1 protein-coding gene and 1 pseudogene are annotated in these 1,237 nt (G+C 43.9%); both read right to left on the bottom strand.

The features are described 5' to 3' along the window. A pseudogene (locus LN995_RS21645) lies at positions 1–232 on the bottom strand (gfo/Idh/MocA family oxidoreductase); the annotation flags it as partial. A 142-nt stretch (positions 233–374) separates the two neighbouring features. Then, positions 375–1,237: Gfo/Idh/MocA family protein (locus LN995_RS21640; RefSeq protein ID WP_229963179.1), on the bottom strand; the 863-nt coding region annotated here is incomplete at its 5' end.

Below are 1,237 nucleotides of genomic sequence, written 5' to 3'. Positions count from 1 at the left end.
CCGTACTATAGTTACCAAGCCCTACCAGAGCAATACCCATTTTATTGCTGTTTCCTTTATTCTGTTTCTCCTGAGAGACCTGCTCTTCGTTACCAGCGCCAGAACTGCCTCCTGCCTGGCATGAATTTAAGGAAAGCAAAGGTAAACCTAAGGCTGTAGAGCCTAGCGCAAAAGAGAAGCCTTTTAGAAATTTTCGCCGGTTTGGGATCGGGTTTGGGTTGTTTGTTTTCATGAGGAATTAGTTCTGAGAATGCTACAACTTATTTTTGTTGCACTATTATGTTACAGATTAATCTAAGGTTGTTTTTTATTCAAGTCTTTTAAGCTAAGTTCCAGAACTCACGGCCTAACTGACTTTACTAACAACATGTTACTTAATAAGATATTTCAACTCTTTTACCTGTTTGGGCGGCTTCATAAATAGCCATTAGGATTTTAACATCTCGCAGGCCCATTTCACCGGGTACTCTGGATGCTTTACCATCCATGATACTTTGCGCAATGCCGTCCATTTGGCGAGCCTGCTGGTTTACCTGCGGGAAATCCATTTCTCCTTCACTTGTTTCTCCTTTTATACCAGAGTAACTATAGGCGGGGTCTAGTTCCCACCAGCCATTTTCAGCTTCTCCACGTAATTTCCCTGCACTTTCATTGTAACTACTTGTGCAATCAGCTACAACACCGTCAGAAAACTCTAACTGCCAGCTTATAGACTGCTCTACCTCGTCAAAGTATTCTGGGCGGGTTACTTCACCAAACTTTGCAGTTACGGCAACAGGTTTCTGGCCTGTTGTGTAACATGCTCCCTGTACACAATAAACCCCTAAATCCATAAGAGGACCGCCTCCGGCAAGCTGCTTGTCCAGGCGCCATTTGTCCGGGCTGCCTCCAAATACGAAGCTGTCTGCTGCTTCTATCTTATTTATTTTTCCGTAAACCTGCTGTTGCCCCAGCTCCATTACCCGCTGGTTGTGTGGCTCAAAGTGGAGCCTGTAACCAATAGAGAGGGAAACGTTATTTTGCTTACAGGCCTCAATCATACGCTGCGCATCCTCAACAGAGGTGGCCATAGGCTTTTCACTGATGACATGCTTACCAGCCTGTGCAGCCCTGATAGTATACTCAGCATGCATGCCGTTAGGCAGTACAATATAAATGATGTCTATGTCAGGATTATCTTTAATCTGGTCAAACGTCTCATAGCTGTAGATGTTCTTTTCAGGAATATTATATTTAT

The organism is Pontibacter silvestris (assembly GCF_020907275.1).
GTDB lineage: Bacteria > Bacteroidota > Bacteroidia > Cytophagales > Hymenobacteraceae > Pontibacter > Pontibacter silvestris.
Note: the sequence above shows the minus strand (reverse complement) of the source record. Positions and strands in the feature narration are given on the sequence as shown.